Source organism: Pseudoalteromonas sp. MMG022 (genome assembly GCF_021654245.1).
GTDB classification, from domain to species: domain Bacteria; phylum Pseudomonadota; class Gammaproteobacteria; order Enterobacterales; family Alteromonadaceae; genus Pseudoalteromonas; species Pseudoalteromonas amylolytica.
Genome location: NZ_JAKFZQ010000005.1, coordinates 180,700 through 197,765, shown reverse-complemented (window position 1 = coordinate 197,765; position 17,066 = coordinate 180,700). Strand labels below are relative to the sequence as shown.

At 45.7% G+C, this 17,066-nt stretch carries 12 protein-coding genes; all 12 read right to left on the bottom strand.

The genetic code is table 11. From position 1 onward, the window contains the following. Position 1: 1 nt before the first annotated feature. The 12 genes from L1070_RS06825 to L1070_RS06770 all read right to left on the bottom strand — a co-directional run bounded on the left by L1070_RS06825 (position 2) and on the right by L1070_RS06770 (position 16,994). Positions 2-973: a hypothetical protein gene (locus tag L1070_RS06825; protein WP_237124979.1), complete on the bottom strand. Its 972-nt coding sequence runs from the start codon at positions 971-973 to the stop codon at positions 2-4. Beyond that, positions 970-1,401: a hypothetical protein gene (locus tag L1070_RS06820; protein WP_237124978.1), complete on the bottom strand. Its 432-nt coding sequence runs from the start codon at positions 1,399-1,401 to the stop codon at positions 970-972. Before L1070_RS06820 ends, L1070_RS06825 begins: the two co-directional genes overlap by 4 nt. Beyond that, positions 1,401-2,066 carry a hypothetical protein gene (locus L1070_RS06815; protein WP_237124977.1) on the bottom strand — a complete coding sequence of 222 codons (666 nt, stop codon included), beginning with the start codon at positions 2,064-2,066 and terminating at the stop codon, positions 1,401-1,403. Before L1070_RS06815 ends, L1070_RS06820 begins: the two co-directional genes overlap by 1 nt. Beyond that, the gene (locus tag L1070_RS06810) at positions 2,066-2,611 is read right to left on the bottom strand and encodes a phage tail protein (RefSeq protein ID WP_237124976.1); all 546 of its coding nucleotides are present in this window, start codon (positions 2,609-2,611) and stop codon (positions 2,066-2,068) included. Before L1070_RS06810 ends, L1070_RS06815 begins: the two co-directional genes overlap by 1 nt. After that, positions 2,562-3,233 (bottom strand): phage tail protein I, encoded by a 672-nt coding sequence (locus L1070_RS06805; RefSeq protein ID WP_237124975.1) that lies wholly within the window; start codon positions 3,231-3,233, stop codon positions 2,562-2,564. The genes L1070_RS06810 and L1070_RS06805 overlap by 50 nt, the downstream gene beginning before the upstream one ends. After that, positions 3,230-4,135: a baseplate J/gp47 family protein gene (locus L1070_RS06800; protein ID WP_237124974.1), complete on the bottom strand. Its 906-nt coding sequence runs from the start codon at positions 4,133-4,135 to the stop codon at positions 3,230-3,232. The genes L1070_RS06805 and L1070_RS06800 overlap by 4 nt, the downstream gene beginning before the upstream one ends. Before the next feature lie 341 nt (positions 4,136-4,476). Beyond that, entirely contained in the window at positions 4,477-7,182 is a 2,706-nt protein-coding gene (locus L1070_RS06795; protein ID WP_237124973.1) for a hypothetical protein, read from the bottom strand. Between the two features lie 8 nt (positions 7,183-7,190). Then, positions 7,191-8,558 (bottom strand): hypothetical protein, encoded by a 1,368-nt coding sequence (locus L1070_RS06790; protein WP_237124972.1) that lies wholly within the window; start codon positions 8,556-8,558, stop codon positions 7,191-7,193. A gap of 2 nt (positions 8,559-8,560) precedes the next feature. Continuing rightward, on the bottom strand, positions 8,561-12,862 hold the full coding sequence (locus L1070_RS06785) for a phage tail protein (protein ID WP_237124971.1): 4,302 nt from the start codon (positions 12,860-12,862) through the stop codon (positions 8,561-8,563). 3 nt (positions 12,863-12,865) lie between these two features. Next, positions 12,866-13,465 (bottom strand): DUF2163 domain-containing protein, encoded by a 600-nt coding sequence (locus L1070_RS06780; RefSeq protein ID WP_237124970.1) that lies wholly within the window; start codon positions 13,463-13,465, stop codon positions 12,866-12,868. Beyond that, positions 13,465-14,052: a hypothetical protein gene (locus L1070_RS06775; RefSeq protein ID WP_237124969.1), complete on the bottom strand. Its 588-nt coding sequence runs from the start codon at positions 14,050-14,052 to the stop codon at positions 13,465-13,467. The genes L1070_RS06780 and L1070_RS06775 overlap by 1 nt, the downstream gene beginning before the upstream one ends. Further along, the gene (locus L1070_RS06770) at positions 14,043-16,994 is read right to left on the bottom strand and encodes a hypothetical protein (protein WP_237124967.1); all 2,952 of its coding nucleotides are present in this window, start codon (positions 16,992-16,994) and stop codon (positions 14,043-14,045) included. Before L1070_RS06770 ends, L1070_RS06775 begins: the two co-directional genes overlap by 10 nt. Positions 16,995-17,066 lie beyond the last annotated feature (72 nt).

Sequence of the window (17,066 nt, the reverse complement as noted above, 5' to 3'; positions counted from 1 at the left end):
TTTATGCTCCAATTCTAAAACCAGTTTGCGCGTATATACAGTCATTTGCCCACTGCTCAAGTGCCTCACGGGTATAGTAAATACGACGTCTCTGACGCAGCAAACTTGCTTGTGTGGTTATTTCATCTCCAAGTGTCATAAACAGGTCCTTCGACACTTGTGATAAATAGCCGTGAAAGCTGTTAAGTGCCGGACTATGGTACGTTCTAAAGCTTGCTTTGCTCACCTCGGGTTGCGAGGTATTAAGGCTACGATTGATGCCAAATAAAACAGAGTACATAGCACTATCTACAGAGTTTCCATGTGCTGAATAGCTAAGCGTGAGTGAGCCATTAAATAATGCAACACCCGGACTACGGTATAAGCCACTACCTGCTACATTCTTGATATTGTCAGTAATGGCTACTGGTGTCGTCAAAGAATCAGGCGTCATAGTATTGAAATTGACTGCTTTTGTAGACCACCCACTGATACCATCCGTACCATCCCTATAGCTCCACAACAAAGTGTTATCTTCCACAATTGTAAATCGACTCCTCCACTTTGCCGTTTGCTCACCCACGACAACTTGTTGATTAGACAGATTCACTCGATACAGGCGAATTTTAAACTTACCAATTTCTTCAACACTTCCAACCAAATAAGTGACACCATTAACCACATGGAAAACATGCTGATGCTCTTCACCCATGGTATTAATTTTATGGTTACCAATAATGGCAGCGACCGTTTTTATCCATCTAACCGATCCATCCGCGTTGTGATAAACGAGTTTGTCTTCTTGAATATTTACAAAACATCCCGGTTCGTAGGGGTTTGGAATTGAAGACGCATGTGTATCACTTACGACCCCATGAACGTCCATAAAAGAACCAAACTTAACGGCTTGTGGCCAAGGTAATAACTGGCTCGTAGCGTTGGTAAACTCGCCATCTATAAAGTCATTAGAGGCTTCTTTGTCTGTCAATATCATAAAATTTCCCACTCTGAATTAACGTAGATTGCGGTGCGATTAATAATTAACGAGGTGTGATATTCCGTACCCGTTTCACCGTCTTTGCGTAGACTTTTTCCAGCTGGCGCAATAATCTTTGCTTTATCATTGGCATTTAAATTAGCGCTGGTTAACACATTGAACTGAATCTGAGAGCCTTCGGGTACGTTGTCTGGCAGATGCAACTTACAACCCGCATTAAACATGTATTTGCCACCGATGGCCGCTTGTGTGTCAGTGCTGATAACCTTATAACGACCCATAGAGAGTGGTTGCCCACCAAGCGTTTGCCCATCACCAATAAACAACTGCTCGGTTTCTGGCGACCAACCCGGTTCACCGTTGGCGAGAACGGTTTGTAACCGTTCTGCCTCCGGACCGCGTCTAAACTGAATCTTACGACCCATTAAAATGTGCCTCCGTCAATGTCGCCGCCTTCAACCGCTAGACCTAGTGAATTAACCCAATCTTTTACCCATGCCGTGTTAGCAATATGGGTGCTGTCGTCTGATAATGCACGAGTGGGTGCTTTTGGGTTACCTGTAAAATTAGGAGAGGTAAATAGCTGTGCTTTAGACTCATTGGTGACATTACTTAAACCCACATCGCTTTTGTTAATTGTTACCGCGCCAGTTTTGCCATTAACTGACAACACGTTATCGGTTGGAGTTCTGAGTAAGATCCAGTTCGATAGTACATTGGCAGGTGTAGCTTTAAGCACGTAAGACTTGTTTTCATCGGTACGAATAGCCAAGTCACCCGGCTGTGCGGTTAGCGCTAACATAGCTGCTTGGTTTGCCACTTCAAATGGTTGACCAATTGCTAGGCTTGGCAATACGCCTTCAGGAATTTTACCGCTGCCATCAAGGGTTAATACTTGATTCGCACCTGTACCTGCATCTTTATAAATGGCGCTACCAAGGGTGCCAAAAATATCAATACCGCCTGGCGTTTGACCATCACCTACAAACAGCTTTTTGCTATCTGTTAACCAAATCGGTTCTCCACTTGCTGGGGTTACATTGGTTCTGTTAGCTGCTGGGCCGCGTCTAAATTGTAATTTGTTTGCCATTATAAAGTGCCTCCATCTAGGCTAGTTGCATTAGGATAAGAATCTGAAAAAGCACCACCATCAAGCGACAGTAGGCCCATAAATTTGTTGATCTCGTTACTCACGTGTTCTTGCGTGGCATACACCATAGAGGGGTCAATTTTTAAATTTACCGCACTGGCTTGCACCACATCGATCACCGCTTTAATACCGAGTTCTGCACTAGCATTGTCGGCAATATTGGGTTTGTACGTTTCTGGGTATTTAACAATGGCAAACGCCACATCATCTTCGGTATAAAAAGCAGCTTCTCTTACATAAAAGCCACCTTCGGTTGAGGGGACTACCCCTACAATTTCTAGCATTGAAGGGCTTTCATCTAGGGTTTTTGAGCTGTTGATAAGCCCTCTAAAACGTTCACTGGAAAGCCCTTGTGCATCGGGCAGAATTAGGCCATCGCCCACAGCAAATTTGGTTAAATTGATTTTTTGGCCCGTGCCAATTGCGTTGGCAACTTTAGCTCGACCAGCTGGGGTCAGCATGGTCCAGTATTGAGGCTGAGACATAACTACTCCGAGGATATACTTTGATTTGGTAAAATGATTGGTTAGCAAGCGCAACACACAATGATGACTCACTGGTTATTTCGCTGGCGTAGTATGGATACACTGTAGCGGTGATGCCTGATGTGGCAGCGCTGGCAAAGCCCAACTCTGTCTCACTGAGCAAGCTCACCGATAAGTCAAACTGAACACTTTTACGCTTAGTTTGTACAATCGTGGTATAGATTTGCTCTATAACCTTGTTGTCTATCCCTTTATCGGTGACCGATACGTCAATAGAAAACGTGCCTGGTTCGGCCTGCGGCTGCTTTTCAAACCATTCATATATCTTGGTTTGAAAACCAAAGGGCTGTAGCCCTTTTGTTATCGCAAAGCGTGTACCTAAATACTTGTGCTGCTCATAGCTTTGCGAAATGACTTGACGCTTAGTGTTATCGCTCCACTGCTCGTCCCACTGCTCGACACCTTGACTCCAAGCAAGCCAAGGTAATAATGGCTCTGGGCAAGTTTCAGGGCTCCACAACGTTGCAACCACATCAGCCCCAGTGTTGACAGGCACAAACAGTGCGTTAGATACAGATTGAATGTCCGACTGAAGTGCACTGCCGTTGTGCAGCTCGCTCATGACGACACCCCGAAACTGATCTCATCAATTCCATTTTGACACCAAGCCACTTCATCATCTGCTACGATAATATTGCCTTGTGGTGAAATCAGCGCTACCTCTTCGACTCCGGCTTGGTGTAGCACCGCAAATAACGCAGAACGCTTAATATGTTGACCCAAGCCACTGCGTTCAGCGAGATACTGTTTTGTTTTATCAATCACTTGCTGTTTTACTTGGGCATGCCCAGGGCCTAACTCCAGCTTGACATGGGCTTGTAAGTTAAACGCCTTGACGTTAGCAGGCACAATTTCAACTCGATCGCCAATAGGACGTATTTTTTGTGCTTCGAGTACTTCTGATACGGAGCTTTGGTCACCCGGTTTTAAGCCAAAGGTGTACTCAAGCTTATTGATCAGCTCTGCTGAAGGCTGACCACTGGGTGACTCATTACTCAAAATGCTAAGAATAATATGACAGGGTGATGGGCTAGTAACATGGACGTCCTTCACTCTAGAATCAGCAGTGAGCGTATGATAAATGTAGCTTTTTTCAGTACCTGCGGTATTGAGGCTATGAAACGCTAATTGCACCCGTTCACGTAACCGCTGATCGCTTTCATCCGCTAAGCGAGCAACCTGATAACGGCTCGCAATGTGCTCCAAATCACTACCCGTGGCACTACTAAGCATGGTGGATTTAGCTGCATCATTAACGCGCGCGCGCAGCAACATGGCCTGATAGGCATAACTATTGAGTAACTGAGTCAACGGCTCAGATTCAAGGGCTAACACCTGCTCAAGCTCGGGGTTACGTGCAATTAAATCTTGTTTTAGCGTGCTCAATAGCTGCTCATAATCTACTTTTTCCAGCACATCAGGTGGTGGCAATTTCGATAAATCAATAAGTTGGGATTTTGACATAAGCCTTCTTAGATAACGGATATAATAGAGAACAAAAACGAGGTGCGAGCAGCCTTTCGGATTTTGGCAAGCATGAAGTACGTGAATCTGTGCAAAAATGGCATAGTTTGGTATTGGCAAAAAACACCCGTGCCAACAAACAGAACAAAAAATGGGCATAAGGCATTAACCTTATGCCCACTTCACGGGAAAGACTACTTTTTCAAATTTAGCGAAATAGTAGCAAGTATTTTGAAAAGAAAACGGTCAAGTTTGACCGTTTTATATTGGATAAGAAAATAACCATCGCTGATGATTATTTTTGCCTGATAGTGACGTGCAACATCACCTAAAGGAGCTTGCTAGTGATTATAAGCAATACCTATTGGCAGTTGAGTATGATGACAAAATACTTTTACCGTATTGCCATTTAGGTCGGTTTTGGTGTTTTCTCGACTGATGATTGGTATCGTTTGGTCATCTCCCCAATCGGTGCCGTTATGTTTGAGTTCTGCGCCATGGAATTGCAGGTAAAGTAGTCCATTTTTTTCAATAACAGAGTATGTTGCTTTTACTGCTGAGCTATTATTTGTCGGTACTGACATATTGAGTACAGGACTCATCCATGAAGCGTAAATACTAGAGATACTTGGGTCTCTCGGTAGATTGCTTTCATTTAAAACATATCGCGCTAGGTTCATATAACCAAACGCATTCGTGTCTGGGCCTGATTTGTTGCTTGTTGCAACTTTACCCGTAAGGCTCGGTTGCAGGCGATTACCGAAATAAGTTTGATACGATGAGCCGTACCAAACGCTTCCTTGTTCACCAACAATGCCAGAGTTGTTTGCAGCCGTGGTAAACCCTGCGCCGCTCTCATAGAAATATAAAACGACATTGTTTGTCGCGAATAAAGCTGGATGCGCAACTGAATTTTGAACTAGGTCCAGGTTAACTGCGTTAGTCGATGTCAACCAACTGGTGCCGTCCCAATAAACCGCAAGATCTGTCTCCGCACTCATAACCTTTCGGTTTAAGTTAAACCTTGCGCCACTACCATCTGGGGTAACTGGCACCCATTGACCTACAACCCCGTCAGGGAACTTAGCCACTATGTTTTCGGGCGAACCGATAATGTCTACCCATGGAAGTGAGTCGAATTCTGATGACAAAGCCCAAACTTCCGCAAAATAGCAAACATCGCTCATATTCATGCCCAACGTTGTGGGAATAATGTGGCCGCTTTTTCCCAAATTGCTTGGGCTGCCTGTTAACATAATATGGGAATTTGATGACGAGATTTGACCGTATAAAACCGTATTTGTAGACGGTTGCCATACCATTACCGGTGTATACATTGGAAAGCCATTGTCATAAAAATTTAATGACACTCCTGATGAGTCTTTAAATATTGCATTGGCCGTATTCGAACCTGCCAGATAGCCTTGATGCAAAGTTTTAAACTTAGTAAATAGTAGCTTCTCTTTCCCGCGCAGCTCCCCAGATACAGATTTACGCATCATATCTTCTCGCAATTGATTAACATCAAGCTTATTTGCGTTTAAGCGTAAGTCTTCCACTTGGCCTGCGTAGATAGCATCGTGGTATTTGTATTGGTCTGGACGGCCTGACCATCCAAACTGAATAGAACCCCAATTTTCGCCGCCAAAGGGGACTCTACTAATATCGACATCAAAGCAATCTACTGTGCTAGTAGGTTGTGTCACAACATTTTGATACCACTGAGTGCAATGTAATTGACTATCAGGATTGCTTGTCGTTGCAAAACCACAAACCCCCATAGGGTTATAAGTTGGATGATAAGCACCTTGATTTAAGCGTTGAACAAGGGCAATTGGAATAGCAAACACTGAGCCTTCATGGGCTAAATATGTGAGTAAACCTTGCGATGTGCCTCCAATGAATTCACCTACTTCTGTGTTACTTTGATTGTATGAATGATTTTTTTGTAGAAAATATCCTTCCGAGAAGTCCCCAAAGTCATCGCTGGTTTCAAGCTTTGCTCTGGGTTTTACTGGCGTATTTTGATTATATACCATAGAGCTAATCCCTTTGGATGCGCTGACTGCATCAGGCCAGTTATCTCCATGCCCTTCAATTACTCGAATCCGATATCTAACTTGAATATACGCTTTGGCTTTAGGGTCAAAGTAAATATTGTGCTCAGGTTCTCCTAAAAACACCGCTTTGTGTTCATCGCTCAGGGTTGACCATTTAACACCATAGCCTTTGGTGTTTTGGTCCCATTCACCAAATGCCGAGTAGCCTTGTGCAACTAGGTTGTTTAAAAGTGTGATGCCTTCATAGCTACTTACGCCGTATTGTACGTTGCCCAGTGGAAAGACTACATCTTTGTCGGCAATTTTTTCATGCCAAGATTCTAAGAATACCAAGTCTTTGCGAGAGGTAATAACTTTGTTAGTGTCCGTCTCTGAAGCAAAAGCAACCTCAGCATTGCTGTGCTGGGTAACGGTGCCAGTTGCTGAGTCATAGGTTTTAGTGCCGTCAGGGGCTGGGGGAAACGTCGGTCTGTTTTGTGTATTTGGCCGACCAACATACGCGACAACATGTTGCACACCGTCTATCACAACAATTGGATTAAATGAGCGAGATGTACCCGTATAGGTATTTTGCTCTATATCACCCAGTGTTAGAGAGTTCTCAGCACCAGCAGCAACATACTGCCACAGCCCTTCGTTAATATTGGGATGCCCAGAATTGTGTTTGCCCCACTCAACAAACCCTGAACCCGCATATTGCTGCTTACGCATCTGACAAAGCGCTTCAAACTGGGCTTTGCTCATTACATCGGGGTGCGGGTTAACGCTTTGCGCTTGTGCAACTAAAGATTTTAGGGTGGGAGTGGTATGTTTGTTACCGTTTTGGTCGGTCAGCTCTACCGTGCCTGATTGGGTTTGCCAGTCTGTCATGGCTTGAGTGTTGCCTGCCAACGCGTCATGCGTGCCTTGGTATTGGGCATTAAGCTGCTCATGTTTGTTAGTGACATTTTGCAGCGCCGTGACAGCGTTTGTGAGTTCTTCGCTCATGATTACCTCTAAATTGGGAATAATTCGTTGATTTGTTCAGTGCTCAATGTGTTGTTTAACAACCCATTGAGTGCGGTATTGAGTTTGCTGTTTTGCTCGCTAAGCTGCTTTGCGCCCAGCGCACACAAAGACGCATATGCTTGGCTGTGTATTGCATCCAATGAGGTTGTTTGGGCCGCTAATTGTACTACCTCGTTTGCTGAAAGTGACGCGGACTTCGCATCCATAGCCTCAGCTAGTTCGGCACTGACTGACGAGGCAATATGTGTCACCTCATCCAGTGCAATTACACTGCTATCGCACGCCTTGATTGCTTTAAAAGCATGACCTTGCACGCGCTGTTCGGTCTGCGCGATTTGCTCGCTAAAGTTGACGGCGGTGCGTGTTACATCGTCTTTGGCTGAACTTGCGGTACTTGCAATGTCACTGTGCGTTTGTGTTGCGTGCGCTTGTGTTTGCGCGGCGCTATTAGCAATGTGTGACTGTGCATCACTGATGGCCACATTGAGCGCATCATTTAACACACTCATATCCGCTTTAAGCTGCGTGACTACGGCTTTATCTGCATTGACTGTTTGTGCATCGCTTTGCGTTTGGTTTTGCGCAACAACACACAGCTCTGCCGCAGCTTGGCTGTGGGTTTTATCAAGCTCAACCTGCTGAGCAGCTTGTTCAATCTCGCCCTGTAGCGCCAGTACTGTTTGCTCAGTTGTGGCTGCTTGCGCCGTATGTTCTGCCACTTGCGCAGCCTTTAAGTGCACCTCATCATGGGCGAGCACCACTTCATTGCGCTTATTAAGCACCTCTTGTTGGGCAGCCATAACCTGAGGATAGCGCTCATCAAACTGTGTAATACGTGGATCAACGCTTGCCAAACTTTGCTTATTATCTGCAATGGCCTGCGCCATGGTGGATAAATCAGCACTGGCAGTCATCGCTGTCTGTGCCAACTGGGCTATTTTTGTGGGCGTGGGAATAGTGGTTTGTTCACCCAAAAAGTTGCTGATTGAGTGGCTATCTTCGCTACTTACAAACCAGCCAGTTAACTGACTTTCACGCAAGTGCCATTTGGTTTGCAAATCCGCAATACCCTTAGCTAGTTTGGCTGTGGTCGTTGTCGTAAAGTTTTGTATCAAACCATAGTGCAAACCACTTGCACTGCTTGTGGGGTTAAACGGTTGTCCGTCTAACATCGCAAGCTGCAACTGGGTATCACTAAGCACCTGCTTGACTTGCAAAATAGTGTCTTGACCATTGAGTTTGATATACAGCAAGTCACCGGGCTGTGCTTTAGCCACACTGATAAATTGTGTATAGGCACCCTCTATCGTAGCGTTGTTTTTAACAACACTAACCTTGCCAATTGAGTAGGCCATAATTATCCTCTTTTGTAGATTACAGCAACCTGTTTAACTTGGTCGGGGGAATCGAAAGTGACGTTGTGACGCACCTGTGCAATGGTGTAACGCTCTTCACTTTGGGTAGGTTGGCGCATGCCTTTGCCAAGCATGGAGCTTGAACAAATTAAATCGCCCGTTTGTAAGTCGCCGCCTTCGCCGCACACATTCATGGCCCCTTCACCACCTGCGTTGATGCAAGCCACATCGTACAAATAAGCCAGCTGCTCCCACTCTTCAAACCCCTGCAAACCAGCAGGTTGTGAGTCCGTTAGGTTACGACGACGGGTATAAATGCCACGGGCAGTAACATCCATCGGGGTACTACTTATTTTGGCAGTACAAATGGCGTTGGAGATACTAGCAATATGCATCAGTTCATCATCACACAGAATATCCCCTGGTTCTGGGGTGAGCGCTTTGGGCAGCAGGGTTTCATGCGCTGAGGTGTGAGGGCCAACTTCACCATTTTTTGCATAAAGCGCCCAATATTTTGGTGCTTTGTCAGGATCGTCGACACGCGGGTCGACATAAATACCATTTTTATGGTATTCGATATTTAAGCCCCATTCATCACTCCTTCCATTATTATAAATGAATAATTTTCTTAGAAATCCTTCTCCTTCGGCCAAAAACCTTGTATTAATTACCCCATCTCGCCTAATTGCAAGCATCCCAGAGCTTGCTGAAATAGTACTGCTTCCCCCTGCATCCCAAGTGCATGAACGTAATGTGACGGAACTTATTTCTCCACTGGTAGCTTCAACTCTCCCTTTAAATGTGCCGCTGTTTGCCACCACATGACCCGAAAAAAAGCCACTCGTTGCCTCAACTCTGCCTTTAAATGTGCCACTGTTTGCCACCACATGACCCGAAAACGAGCCGCTCGTTGCTTCAACATGACCAGTAAAAGACCCACTTGTCGCATTGATATGACCATTAAATTGATATTTTCCAGAGCTTGTATCGAAAGAGACCGCTGAGTTGTTATCATTGTCAAGCAAGTTAAAAACCCCAGCCTTAAAGCTTACTTCACCGGGTGTGATGGTCATCCCTGTCACATTGCCATTGGCATCGACCCCTATCTCAGCCCGTGCTGATAAGCTATTAATCTCCTCGCCTTGGTCATTCAACCTTGTTGCTTGCGCGTTCATATGTTGAAACACGCTCGCAGAGCCTTGCTCTGTCGTTACACTCACATTTCTGACAAAGCTGGCCAGTGCACCATTGTCATCTGCTTGTGAGAAATAGACGTCATCAAGATCACCAATATTTTTATCAAACTTTGCGGTTAAGTTGCTTGAATTTAACGCTATAGCCCCGTCAACTTGCGCTTTGGTGTAGGTTATATCTCTAAAATCACTCAAACTTTCACCGAATTCTGAGCGCACAACGTTTTCTCGAAGACTAATAGCACGATCTGTCTGTGCTTGCGTATAAAAGGTCTGATCCAGATATGCGCGATTGAGATCTACACTGGCTTGCAACTCAGTCTTTGCTTGTGAAACCGCGCTTTGTGCATCCGCTTTGGTAATATAGTACTGTTGCACTTGAGCCTGATTGTCCGCAACGGTTGATGTCAGTTGCGTAATTTTGCTGCTGAGCGCCTCCTCCGTACTTGCTAATGATTGCTCAACACCCACAATGTTGGCAGCGTTATCACCCACTTGGGCTTTGACTTCGCTAATCTTCGTCGCGATTGCCTGCGTCTCTGTACTCAGCGCCTGCTCAACGCCAATAATTTGTGCCTTATTGTCATCAATTTGCGATTCCACACGACTGATACTCGTTGCCAATGCTTGGTCGGTGGTTGCTAGCGCTTGCTCCACATTTGAAATATAAGCCTCGTTGACGCCAAGCTGTGCTTCAACCTCAGAAAAACGCGTTGCTACTGCTAAGTTTTCATCCGCTTGGGCCGCAGCCGCCTCTGCGACTTTGGCATTGGTGGTGTCAGTTTTTGCCTCCAACAGTAAGGTGTTAGTGAGGTCTGCATCAAAAATTTGTTCGGTATTAAGCGCTTGTTCTAAGATGGTATTTGCAAGCGCGTCAATTTCTGCGATGTGTGCCTGTGTCTCCCTTATTTCGCTAATACTTAACCCTGTGACGATAAAGGTCTGTCTGACCACTTGCATTTCATGGGTTGCAGTGACAGTCAAGTTACTGGTTTGTTGACCATCAAACTCAATAGACAATTCGCTGTCTGTGAGGTTGGCCTGCTCATCACCAAGCTGCGCAACCATGACTCCGTTATCATTTAAAACCACTTCTAAGGTTTGATAAGCAAGCTCTGTTTGCGCTGCTAAGTCTATTAGTGACACTCGCACCTGGTTGACCATATTCTCAGGTTGCCAAGACACGCCTGTACCAAGCCAGTGTGGTTGCTGGCTGAGGTCAAACGCCAGCACCACACTGCGCTCGTAAGTCCCCTGCTCGGCGGTCGTAACTGAGAAGGTATGCCAGTCACTTTTCCCCGCTGGACTGAGCGTGCGCACTTGCCCTTCGTAGCGGGTATTTGGCAGCAATGAAGAGACCGTTAAGGTTTGTGATATAACGTTTCTTTGTTCACCTTCACCGGCAAACTGCCATTCATAGTTCGTGAGTAAGCCCGCACCTTCGGTGGTTGCATATAGCACCACACTAGTTGGGGTCACAGAGGTTACTTCTACGCTTGGCACTGCGGGTACATCAACACTAAACAGTAGCGATGCCGCGTTGCTGCGATAGCCTAAAGCGTTCACAGCAAAAACTTGAAACTCATAGTCTCCTGCATCCAAAGCCAGCTCAATCTCATGCAACAGGGTGTCGCCTGCCTTGATGACCTTACCATCACGAATTACTTTGTATTCAAAGTCCTCCAGCGCAGACTGCCACTCAATCAGTAATTTATGATCTTCACTGACGCTCGCTTGCAGCTCTGAGGGCGGGTTAGGTTTGCGAGAATTGTAGATGGTGTCTGGAATCGTGGGCTGTCTTGCACCGGGTAACCAAGTGTAATGGCTGGGCTGATGCTCAACCATGCTCAAGTCAACTTCACCGTTACTATTGAGTGTCATGTCGCTGAGCACAAACGGTTTTTGCTCAAATCCTAGTACTTCATCTGTTACCCTGATGATGTCGCCAATCGCAAGCAGTGCGGCATCATCCCGCGCAGTAAACTTAATGCTAAGTTGCTCGCGGCTTTTACGGGCGATAAATTCCGCAATACGCAACGCTTCGTAGTAATTGTTTAGGGTTTCAATTTTAATCCTTTTGCTAAGGCGAATATCGTTATCTTCACTTAGCCACAGCGTATCCAGTTCACTGTCTTTTTCAGGAAATACCGCATCCTGTAGTTTGCCGTTACGCGTTTCATCGTAATACTGTACCGATACTTGGTTAAATCGGTCCTTTTTCGAGGCATCGGTAACCGTTATTTCACTGACGATGGTCTGTTCATTTGCCTGCCAAGCGACCGGCGCTTTATCGGTTTCAAGCGCCAAGGTTAGTCTGCCATTGACCACAGGCAAGCTTGCACGCATGGCTGTCAGTAACATCTCACAGTTGGCTTTAACTGACTTACTGGTATCCAAACGCACATTTGAGGTATAAAGAGGCGCTTTGGGGCTGCCCGGGTAACGTTCAACCAACAAGTCGCACATGGTTGCTGCGGTTTTAAAGCTCTCTACGTTTATCTGCGATGAGCTCAACCCTTTGCCATAACGGCTGTCGGTCAAATAGTCATACAGTTGCAATGCAGGGTTTGAAACACACGCACTTTGGCGGGCAGTACGCACGTCATAAATGGATACCTGCTCAATGTCTGCCGTGATATTGGGTCGGGCATTAAAAATGGGGTCTTTTGCCCCCATTTCTAGTCGTACATAGCTGTATAACAACCCTTGTGGATGATTAAAGCTTGGCTCCCAACCACTGCGATTTAAAATCGGGTCGCTGTACTGAGAGCCGTGACTATGACGAGCATACGCCCAACGTCTACCGTCCTCATCGTCAAATTTTGCGGAGGTGATAGCCTCATCATCAATATATATTTGTTTTACAGTACAACCATTGGCTTCCCCCCACACAATGATCAAATGAAGTAATTCATTTTTTACTTCATCGCCGTCCGTGTCATTCGTTGCACGATAAATGACAGTCCCGGTTGTACGTCTGGTTTCACCGTAAAAAACAGGGATGTGATCATCGGTTGCTGGGACACTAAAATCGACCCCTCTGACTTTTGGCTCAACTTTAGGCTCTAAGTCTAAGCCAACTAACTTAAAGATTTTATTTAAAATACCCATATATTAAGGCCTTGGAAGAGTATCACCAGATGCTGGTGTTTCATCTGTTGGTGTTGCTGATTTTGATCTCACAGTACCGTTACCTTCTTTCCCCCACGGAATGGAGTCATTTAAAAACGGTGTATGTTCAAATGGATCGGTACTTGGGAAAAACTTTTGATGGCTAACGGTGTTACTTTGTCTGCCTGCTGATTTTTCAAAGTCCGCCCAAATTGAGCTGACAGTGAAGCTGAGCGAGCCTGCGGAGTCAGTATTCATTTTCGAAATAAGACCTTGATACAAGGGCAAACGACCAACAGGGCCATCTGTTACCACCAGCTTGGTTAGGTCGATACGACGGTTCATCCACTTTTCACCCAGCCCCAGTGCAACGACCGCGGGGTCTAAGGCATTAAAATCCAACCTAAGATCACCAATTCGAATACCACTACTATGCTTAACCGAGCTAAAGCGCTTAAACATGCCAGCCAGATAGATACTGCCGTTATAGCTGATGTCTTCATCAGCATCGGTCATGTAGATTTTTCCCCAGTCAAAACTGATTTCGAGTAGGTGACAAAACTGATAATCCCCCGCCAGCGCTTGTGCTAACTGAGTTGACATTATTGCATTACCTCTACTAGCTCCACATTTACGGGAACGGGACGACCTGCAGAGATAGAGATCTCCGTGTCATCATCATCGCTATAGACCAAAAAATTCACCTGCTCACCACAGTGGATAGCGGTGTTACCAGCAACGTTACTCTTAAGCCGCGGATAAAAATGGATGATTTCAGCATCGCTGTTATAGCCGGTGACTTGATACACTTTGTGATGATTAGCAAATTGAATAAAATCACCGGCACCAAAGGCCACACCGTCAGCTTTAGCACTGACTCCCACTCGAACAGAACTTTCGCCTTGTTGTAGAGACTGCGCCGTGAAGGCACTCACCACGCTGCCAATTTGAGGTAATGGGTTTGGCAAAAATGTTTTCTCAAACACCCCATCAAGACTTGCGATTTCGGCGTACACCGCCATCGCTTGTTGATATGGCATCGCGGCAGATGTCAGCTTAATACGCCAGCGTTGTGGCTGGCCCAACTGACGTACTTGCCGAGCAAAACTGTATTTATTTTTGGTTACTAAGCTTTTTGTTTCCGAGGAAATTTTAGCCTTGGCTATCTGTGTTAAGGCGGTTAATCCCATTCTCCTGACTCCATTGCATAGCGTACATCTTGCATGATTTTGGCGCGCTCACGCTTCATAACTTGCGCGACTGCGTCGCTATCATTGGCATTGATGACGTAATTAAATTTGACTGATTTGTCGATATTTTGTGGTGCTTGCTCTGCGCTAGTTGATGAGGTGTTCAAACCAGCTGTAGTGCGGCGACTGGTGACATTCACAGGACCCGCTATCAGCTCTGGGCCATATTCACCCACAAGACCGATTTTACCGGCAGGAATTAAGCCGCCGTGGTCGTAAGCGCCCGAGTAATTCGTTGACTTAATCGCTTGAACATTCGCCATACCCGCAGCAACAGCAGCGGCCGCCGCTGCAATACCAAGTGCAGGCCCAACATACGGTATCCCCGCTAAAGAGGCGTACGCATTGGTCGCTGATTCATAAGTTTTGATGGTGGTTTGTGCGATTGCAGCGGCTTTTGCTGCTTTGGATTGCTTGCCACCAAACGCTGCTGCCACACTTGCCACACCACCGAAAAAGTCAGATGCCTGGCTCAACCTTTGCGATTGCTGCTCTCGTTCAATGTCAGCCATGGCTTTGGATTTTTGTTTGGTTTGCTCAACTTCTATCTGCGCTTGTTGTTCAGCAAGCGCTTGTGTTGCGGCCACCTTAGTTTCATTTTGCGCTTCTAAAGCAGCAACTTCATCTTCACCGCTTTGAGCTGACTCACCTTCATCATCGGATTCATAAAACAGCTCATCAATAAGCGTTTTACCTGACTCATATGCCTCAACCATCGCCTGCACCGAGGCTTCTACATTTTCAGGGTTCGTTAAATCTGCATTGAGTGTATTGCCTAGGTTTTGTAGGTTCGACATAAAGCCAGACGCTTCATCTGCTAACTGGCTATTTTTTTGTCTTTCCAGCTCTAGGATTTTGCCGTTACGCTCTTTAATCAACGCTAGCTGAGTTTGAGTTTGTAGGTTTTCTGCATCGGTAACGGTTTGTAGTTGACGCTCACAACTTTCTTGAAGTTGTGTTTGCTGTTGACTAAGTTCATTAGAGGAATCATTCGATTGCGTGGATATATTTACTTTGTCTAACCCTGAGCTGGCCGCACCTTCAGAAGTGCCAATCGCCGCTGGTTTCAACCCTAACTGCGTATTGGTTGACGCATTCTTAAAAGTTTTTTGGCGTTCGGTATTTGCCTTGTCGTATTCACTACGCAGCTCCTTTGCTTTATCAATTTCAGCTTCAACCGCTGCAATCGACTTATCTCTTTCTTTTCGTATTAATTCAAAGCTGCTGGCTTTTGACTTGGCAATAGCACGCTCTTGAGCTGTAAATAAATCTTCAGAAGCTCTAGCTCGTGCCTGTGCTTGTGCCTCGAATGCATCAGTGGCGGCGTCATAGTTAAACGTATCACCATCAAATGGATTGAGTTTATCAAGCAGCTCACTTCCGATGATACCTGCTTTCCCTAACAGCATATCGAGCTGTTCGACCAAATACGCCTTAAACTGGGCTCCATATAGCTGCGCATGAGCAGGCAGTTGTTTCAAGTGAACTTGCAACATATCCACCAGCATTTGCCCATTTGCTGGTAAATGAAGCATAGCTTTGCCAATGAAATCTAACGCTTGTTCAACATCAGCCCCCATGCCATCAAAAGTACTTGAGAATGCTTCGGCGACTGCATCTAGGTTATAGGCTTTGGCTATGGCTCCGAGGTGCCCTGCAAGCTCGCCAGAGGCAAGCATCGAGTTAAACTCATCTAATGCGGAAGTAGCAAGCGAGATTGAGTCTTTGATTACATCACCAACGCCTGCATTTCCAATATTGAGGAATAATTCGTCCCATTCCGATCCAAACCGCTCAATTCTGCCTCCCATGGTATCCATTTCTTTGGCCATGGCACCGGCAAAATTATTCTGACCAAGCTCAGTCAGATAAGCTTGAATGTTTTCACTATTGTCCTTGATGTTGGTGGTAACACCATTGTATGTCAGGGTAAGTAATTCGCCGTTTTTGACCGCTGTAACACCTAAGTTTGCAAATGCATCTTGCTGAACTTTTGCTTGGTTAGAGGTCGCATTAATCACCGAGTCAGAGACTTCTTCGATCGACATACCAAGCGTGCTGGCAATATCACCATACGCTGTCATGGCATTTTGTGTAGGCGTCAACCCATTATTATATAAAGCTACAAACGCATTGCTGGTTTGCTCAATACTATGTGGTGTTGCCTCTGCCATATCCTTTAAATTGGCAAATATTTCCTTACTTTTTTGCGAACTAGAGGCAACCGTTGCAATCCGTGCTTCAAGTGTTTCAAACTGCTTACTAACCTCTACAACCTGCTCCCCTACTGCAACAGCGGCTCCAGCAACCGCTGTCACAGGTGCTGCGACAGCTCTGAGTGCACCTCCTGAAGCTCCACTTCGCTTGTTAAATTTTCCAGACTTGTTGTTGCCTTTAGTGAGTGCTGCACCTTGTGAGCTGGTAAGCGCCTTGTTAAAGTCATTACCGGCACGCACGTTTTTCTTAAATTTTTGTTCTAAAACAGATAATTGCTGAGAAGCAGACGCTGACCGTAGCGATAGCGATGCGAATGAATCATTCACTTGGGTGTTGAAGCCAGTTACAGACTTGCCAGATTTCACTAATCGTGTCGATAAGCGAGTAAACGTTTTACCAGCACCGTCTAGGTCTTTAATCAATCCATTGAAAGCTTTTCCCGATGCGTTGGTGTCTTTCGCAAAGCTGGCAGAAGCTTTTCTAGATAACTGCATGCCTTTTACGTAATCATTTAGCGACTTCTTAGCGTCATTAACTTTGTCCGCAAATTGTTCACCGACTTTGGTGGTTTTCTTTAATTGCTCTTCCAGCTTTGAGAGTTCACGCGTTGCGATGGTAGATTCTTTAATAAGTAACGATAGGGAAAGCTCAGCGTTCGTTGCCATGCATGACACTCCAATAAATGCGGTCTATTGAGCGCAAAAGATCAACCTCCCAGGAACGGAGGCGTTTACGCG